The following is a 7,035-nucleotide window of genomic DNA, read 5'->3' on the forward strand; positions in this document are numbered from 1 at the left end:
AAGACTGCGACCTTACTGTCAACCAGCGTCAAAAATCACTTGAACTCCAGGAGGCGTCCATATAAGCACTTCCCTAGATTTCGATGGTAATATCGTTCACGTGTCCAGCCCAAATATTTCGCCGTTTAAGCGAAGGATAGTATTTATTACTTACAATTGCGTATCGAATGTGCCGACAAAAACGAAGAACCGAAGGCCTAACTTCCTAGTGACCCATGACCCGAGCCAGGCCACAGTTGCATAACTTGACGCCGCGCAATCCGACCGGCGTGTACTGTGTGCGCACCCTGGAACATCCTTGTTACCGGGTTGGTTGGTTCTGGATGACATAAGAAATATGGAAAGAAAAAAATCTTTGGAAGGGACGTGGCTATTCCACCGTGTGCAATTCGGCAAGCTTCTTCTGATAGTCCTTGTTCACGCTGCACTGGTTGGCTTGCTATTGGGTGCGCGACCCGAGCTGAAGCGCGGTTCATATATGGCCGCGCGTCTTAGCGAGACGACAATATGGCTTGTGCCTCATAAGGAGCGCGCCGTTTCCAAACCTCTTGAGATACTGCCCCGGCAGCCGGACATTCACGAGAAGAGCGCAAAAAGCCAACCGGTCAAATTACCATCCCGCAGCGTTTCCAATAGCAATAACATCGCGATAACATCTGTTACCCGAGCCGACTTATCCTTACGAAATAACGATGACGTATCGGAGCCGGGCGACAAAAAGCCAATGCCAGTTTTTGACATGGACAAGGCTAGGAAAGCGATCGCAGACATGGTTGCGGAAGAAAAGAGTACCCGAAGGGATTCGACAAATAGCGGCTTCAAACAGGAGACTGCGGCCGAGGCGGCAATCGCTCGCGCTTTCCGAAGAAAGTGTGACGACAGCTATTTCGCAAAAGGCAACGTCAAGCTGCAAGGGCTGGCCCGACTACCGTCTCTGTTGCATGGAGCTCTGACCGATGAGGGCTGCAAGTGGTAATCGGAGAATTTCCCGATCTCGCATATTGCGATGTTCGAGTTCGTTCGTTTTAACAGGCTGTGGAAAAAGACTTGCTCACCTTCGGGTTCCCTCGATGACGAATCGAGTTTTTCCGCGACTGCTCCCTGGTTGGGCAAGGTTCAACGGAAGTACCTTCGTGACTAATTAAAACCTAAGCTCCTTTGGCACGGCCGCTTGTCTTACTGTCGTGACCGCAACGTCCGGTATGGGTCCAGGCTGTGTAAAAACGCGGAACCGAAGCCTGGGAGCTCGGTTACACGAGCCAGGGCTAATTGCAAAGCATCAGAAAGCGCCGCGAGATGTCCCAGCTTCTTTTCGGTGTTTTCATCGGGGGTGGCAGGAAACCCGCGCAGAGCCTCTCGTATAACTGCGGATAGCGGGCAAATGCCCTGATCGCATTCATCATGCTCGCCATGCCCAGAATCGCCATCAAGCGCCTGAAATTATAGGCAAGCACATGCAGGCTCATCTCGGTCTTCACGCGGTCCAATCCCTTCGTCAGGAAGTGTGCCGATCCCATCCAGGCTTTGATTGTGCCGTACGGATGCTCGACCGTGGAGCGTCGAATTCGCATGGCATCCGGACTTTGTTCAAGACGGGCTTGCATATCGTCGAGTACGTCCTGGTGCTCCCAGCGGGTCACACGTCGTTGCGCGCTCGGCGTGCACTTTTCCTTGAGTGAACACCCCTTGCAATTCGAGCTCCAGTACCGGTGGTTCTTCATACCTTTTTCGACGCTCTCAAAGCGCCAGATCAGTGCTTCGCCTGCCGGACAGCGGTACTCGTCCTTTTGCGGATCATAAATGAAATCGGCCTTGTCGAATCGCCCGTCGGCCTTGGCGCCGGACGTCTTCGTCGGTGGCACCAAAGCAAAGATTCCGGCCTCATGACAGGCCAGGATTTCTTCACCCTTGAAGTAGCCACGGTCGGCAATTGCGGTAAGTATTGGCGTGCCGATTACCGTACGTGCCTTCTTGGCCATACCCGACAGCTGATCGCGATCATTGCCGATGTTGGTTACTTCGTGCTCGATGATCAAATGATGCTTGGCGTCGACAGCAGTCTGCACGTTGTAGCCCACGATGCCGGAACCTCGCGTGATCATTGAACGGGCATCTGGATCGGTCAGTGAAATTTGCGTTTCGCCAGTCTCTGTCAGCTTCGCTTCGATTTCCTTCAACGTCGCCATCTGCGATTTTAGTGCGGCGATTTTGTCGTTGAGACGAACGCGCTTCGGTTGTGCTGCTGCGGGTTCTCGCCGGTCGGCCGTGTCGAGCTCTGCCAAATAACGGATGATGTTCGACTCAATTTCTTCCATCCGGCGCTTCAGTTTGGCATCAGTGAAGTTCCGGTCGCTACTGTTGACCGCCTTGAATTTGCTACCGTCGATGGCGACGACAGCATCCGAAAACAGATCGAGCTGCTGACACAAAATAACGAACTGCCGGCAGACATTCCGAATAGCCTTGCCATTGTCTTTTCGGAAGTTCGCTATCGTCTTGAAGTCGGGTGTCAGGCGTCCCGTCAACCACATCAGTTCGACGTTGCGCTGAGCTTCTCGCTCCAGCCGCCGACTCGACTGGATGCGATTCAAGTAGCCATAGATGTAGAGCTTGAGGAGAACAGCCGGATGGTAGGCCGGTCGGCCTGTTTTCGCTGGATGTACGCGCTCAAAACCGAGGCCCGCGAGGTCAAGTTCTTCAACGAATACATCGATCACACGAACCGGATTGTCTTCGGCCACGTAGTCGTCCAAATGCTCGGGGAGCAACGTCCCTTGTCCGCGATCTTCGCCTTCGATAAAGCGCTTCATTTGGCACCCCAGTGATGAGATACTTCCTCAACGTTTACCGGGCCCGTTTCGTTTACACCGGCCTACGTTTTGACACAGCCTGGGTCGATAGCGGACATACACGGTCCCAGTCCGAGCACCAGGAAAGCGGCCAGGCTTCCAGTCGCTCCTAGTCGTGATACACCTGGCTCCTACCCCCGTCCACGAGCAAATCCGCCGCATTCACGAACCGCGCCTCGTCGCTGGCAAGGAACAGCGCCGCATTTGCGACGTCCTTCGGCTCCCCGATCCACCCGCACGGCAGCAGCGCGGCCTGGCGCCGGCGTTCCGCGTCGGGATCGGGACAGCCGGCGAGCCACGCCTCGATCCGCTCCGTCATGATCAGGCCGGGCGAGATCGAATTCACGCGGATGCCGCGCGCCGCGTACTCGACGCCGAGCGACCGCGTGAGGCCGATCAGCCCGTGCTTCGCGACGGGATACGGGAAACAGCCCTTGATGACCTTGTGGCCGTGCACGGATGCGATGTTGACGATGCTGCCGCTGCCTGCCGCCAGCATGGACGGGAGCACGGCGCGGCACGCGTTCCACGCACCTTCCAGGTCGAGCGCGAGACAGCGCCGCCAGCCTTCCGCGTCCAGTTCCAGCGGATCGGAAAACACGTTCACGCCCGCGTTGTTGACGAGGATGTCGACCTGCCCGAAGCGTTCCAGCGCGCGTGCTGCCAGCCGCTCCATCGCGGCGGGATCCGTGATGTCGGCCTGGACGAACACGCTGCGTGTCCCGCCCAGTTCCTCGCGCAGCGCCTGCGCGGCCGCGTCGTCGACGTGGCTGTTGATCACGACGCGCGCACCTTCCTCCACGAAGCGCCGCGCGACGGCCGCGCCGATGCCCATGGTGGAGCCGGTGACGATCGCCACCTTCCCTTCGAGTCTTCCGTTCATCTTTTCCTGCCGCTTCCCTGGCCCTGCATGTTTTTGTATGACATGCATCGTACACCAGCGGCAGGCCGGCCTACCACTCCGCGACGCTGCCGTCGGCGTGGCGCCAGACGGGGTTGCGCCAGTCGGGCGCCGTGCGGCTCGCCTCGATCACGCGTTCCTCGTCGATCTCGACGCCGAGCCCAGGCTTCGGCAGCGGCCGGATCCAGCCGGACGACAGCAGGAAGTCTTCCTTGTTCTTCACGTAGTCCAGCAGCTCGGCGCCCTGGTTGTAGTGGATGCCCATGCTCTGCTCCTGCAGCACGGCGTTGTGCGCGACGAAGTCCACCTGCAGGCAGGACGCCAGCGCCACCGGCCCGAGCGGGCAATGCGGCGCGAACGCGATGTCGTGCGCTTCCGCCATCGCCGCGATCTTGACGCATTCCGTGATGCCCCCCGCGTGCGACAGGTCCGGCTGCACGATGGCGAGGCCGCCCCGCTCGAACACGCGCTTGAAGTCGAAGCGCGAGTACATCCGCTCGCCGGCCGCCAGCGGGATCGACGTCGCGTCGGCCAATGCGCGGTAGTACTCGTCCTGCTCCGCCAGCACCGGTTCCTCGACGAACAGCGGCCGGTACGGCTCCAGCTCGCGCAGCAGCACCTTCGCCATCGGCGCGGACACGCGGCCGTGGAAGTCGACGCCGAATTCGATCTCGAAGCCGAACTTCGCGCGCACCTCGGCCACGCGCGCGACGGCCTGGTCGACCTTGCGCGCGTTGTCGATGATGCCCAGTTCTTCGGTGCCGTTCATCTTGAACGTGTCGAAACCGGCTTCCCGCAGCGCGGCGATGCCGGCGATCAGCTCGGCCGGACGGTCGCCGCCCACCCAGCTGTACGTCTTCATGCGGTCGCGCACGAGGCCACCCAGCAGCTCGTACACAGGCTGCCCCAGCACCTTGCCCTTGATGTCCCACAGTGCCTGGTCGACGCCGGCGATCGCGCTCATCAGGATCGGACCGCCGCGATAGAAGCCCGCGCGGTACATCGTCTGCCACAGGTCGTTGATGCGGCCCGGATCCTTGCCGACGAGGTAGTCGGACAGTTCGTGCACGGCCGCCTCGACGGTGCGTGCGCGCCCCTCGATGACGGGCTCGCCCCAGCCGGTGACGCCTTCGTCGGTCTCGATCTTCAGCAGCATCCAGCGCGGCGGGACGCGGTAAGTGGTGAGTCGGGTGATTTTCATGGCGGCCAGTGTAGCCGCGCCCGGGCCACCGCATGCATGCGCAATCGCGGGGGATCTATACAGTTCCGATATAGACGGCGGCCAGGCCAGTCCGCACCGGCTGGCCGAGGTGGAAATTCCTTTACACTGGACCGCCAACCGAAAGGAGTCGCAGATGAGGTTCAACATTTACGGCCGCTTCCAGGTCGATGTCCGGCGCGAGAACGACGCCTGGGCCGTGTATCGCGCGGTTCCCGGCAAGCGGACCCCGTTCGAGGAGGTCGTCATTCCACCGGACGTGCCGGCGGACGAACTGGCGACGTGGCTCGACGATATCTTTCACGAATATGCCGGGCACGGAGACAAGGTCGAACGGATCCCCGATTGAAGGCCAGGTGACAATCCGCGCCTTTTCGCGCGACGCAAAATGCTATGCTCCGCCGGCCCTGATCGCCAAGAACGGATCGCATTCATGAAGATTTTGACCAAGCCCGCGCGCGCCGCGCTCGACGACGTCACGGACGCCGTCTCCGCTACCGCCGACATCCTGCAACAAAGCGGCCGCCTGGAACCCGGCTACGGGCTGGCCAGCGGCGCCCTCGCATTTTTCCTGGCCGTGCTGTGTTTCCTCGGCGTGCTGGCCTTTCATTTTCCGCAGTACCTGACGACGCCGGAGCTGCGCCAGAAATACGATCCCGACATCATCCGCTCGATCATGTTCGCGGCCATGGTGCTGTCCGGGTCGATCAGCCTGCTCAACGTGATTTTCAAGCGGCGCCGCAGCATCAATGGCATGGCGGCGGCGCTCATTCTCTTGACGCTGGCGCTGGGCGGATCGCACGTCCCCGTCGCCGATTTTCCCGACCATACGCCGTACATCGGCCTGGACTGGTTCATCCTCGATCTCCTCGGCTCGACCCTGATTTTCGCGGTGATCGAGAAGGTCTTCCCGCTCTATAAGGATCAATTGCTGTTCCGCCGCGAATGGCAGACCGATCTCGTGCACTTTGCCGTCAACCATTTCATCGTCGGCCTGGCGCTGCTGACCGTGAACTTTGCCATTCACCGCCTGTTCGGCTGGATGGCGAGCGACACGATCCAGAATACGGTGCAATCGATCCCGTTCCTGCCCCAACTGCTGCTGTGCATCCTGTGCGCCGACCTGGTGCAATACTGCACCCACCGCGCCTACCACGAGATTCCCTTCCTGTGGCGTTTCCACGCCGTGCATCATTCGGCGAAAACGATGGATTGGCTGGCCGGCTCGCGCCAGCACATGGTGGAACTGATCATCACCCGGGTGGGCGTGCTGGGCGCCCTGTACGTGCTCGGCTTCGAAAAGAACGTCATGGACGTGTACATCGTCGTGGTCGGATTCCAGGCCGTCTTCAACCACGCCAACGTGCATTTACCGTGGGGCCCGCTGAAATACGTGATCGTCACGCCGGATTTCCACCACTGGCACCATTCGTCGGACGACGCGGCCATCGACAAGAATTACGCCGCGCATTTCGCTTTCATCGATCACATCCTGGGTACGGCCGTCAAAGGCCAGACGGGCTTTCCCGAGAAATACGGCGTGGTGGGCGATTATGTACCGGACGGTTTCACCAAACAGCTGCTGTTTCCGTTCCGGTCCCGGAAGGACGACTGAACCGTCAGTTCACTGCGGTCGTCACCGGCGCGCGCCCGCGTTTGCGCGCCTCCGCCCGTTTCCTTGCGAGCCTGTTCCTGACCCACATCCAGCCGCCGGACAGGGAGATCAGCGCGAGCGACAGGCCGAACAGGACGTTCAGCACGCGGGTCGCCGTCCCGCCGTATGCGCCGGTGTGCAACGGATAGAACCACGCGTTGATGCGCGTGGCCAGGTTCGATTCGAGGACGTTGTCCGTCCGCAGCAGCCTGCCGTCGTACCGGTCGAAGTGGACGAACGTGCGGCCGATCTGGTGGATTTCTCCGGGCAGCCGCATGCGTACCGTCACCGCGCCTGTCGGCGTGGCGGGCATCATCAGGCGCGTGACCCGTCCGGCGGGGAACGTCGCCTCTGCGCGCTGGACCATCGCGTCGAGCGAGGCGGGCGGCCCCGCGCGGGATGACGAGGCCGG

General features: G+C 60.6%; 6 protein-coding genes and 1 pseudogene. 3 read left to right on the plus strand and 4 right to left on the minus strand.

Features of this window, described 5'->3' with window-relative positions; all coding sequences use genetic code 11:
* Positions 1-337 precede the first annotated feature (337 nt).
* The gene (locus tag ACEN88_RS20910; protein ID WP_413342636.1) at positions 338-976 is read left to right on the plus strand and encodes a hypothetical protein; all 639 of its coding nucleotides are present in this window, start codon (positions 338-340) and stop codon (positions 974-976) included.
* Positions 977-1,382: 406 nt separating this feature from the next.
* Here the strand turns inward: ACEN88_RS20910 and ACEN88_RS20915 are convergent.
* From ACEN88_RS20915 to dgoD, 3 genes and pseudogenes are all read right to left on the minus strand, one after another.
* Positions 1,383-2,810: pseudogene (locus tag ACEN88_RS20915) on the minus strand (IS1182 family transposase); the annotation flags it as partial.
* Positions 2,811-2,958: 148 nt separating this feature from the next.
* The gene (locus ACEN88_RS20920) at positions 2,959-3,732 is read right to left on the minus strand and encodes an SDR family oxidoreductase (protein WP_413342637.1); all 774 of its coding nucleotides are present in this window, start codon (positions 3,730-3,732) and stop codon (positions 2,959-2,961) included.
* 70 nt (positions 3,733-3,802) lie between these two features.
* Positions 3,803-4,951: a galactonate dehydratase gene (gene dgoD, locus ACEN88_RS20925; protein ID WP_413342639.1), complete on the minus strand. Its 1,149-nt coding sequence runs from the start codon at positions 4,949-4,951 to the stop codon at positions 3,803-3,805.
* A 154-nt stretch (positions 4,952-5,105) separates the two neighbouring features.
* Between dgoD and ACEN88_RS20930 the strand changes: the two genes are divergently transcribed.
* Positions 5,106-5,318 (plus strand): hypothetical protein, encoded by a 213-nt coding sequence (locus ACEN88_RS20930; protein WP_413342641.1) that lies wholly within the window; start codon positions 5,106-5,108, stop codon positions 5,316-5,318.
* 84 nt (positions 5,319-5,402) lie between these two features.
* A complete protein-coding gene (locus tag ACEN88_RS20935; protein ID WP_413342643.1) occupies positions 5,403-6,584 on the plus strand; it encodes a sterol desaturase family protein in 1,182 nt (393 codons plus the stop codon).
* Between the two features lie 4 nt (positions 6,585-6,588).
* Here the strand turns inward: ACEN88_RS20935 and ACEN88_RS20940 are convergent.
* The coding region (locus tag ACEN88_RS20940) for a PepSY-associated TM helix domain-containing protein (protein WP_413342645.1) at positions 6,589-7,035 on the minus strand (447 nt) is incomplete at its 5' end.

This window comes from Massilia sp. CT11-108, from assembly GCF_047302915.1.
In the GTDB taxonomy this organism is placed as follows: Bacteria; Pseudomonadota; Gammaproteobacteria; order Burkholderiales; family Burkholderiaceae_D; genus Telluria; species Telluria orientalis.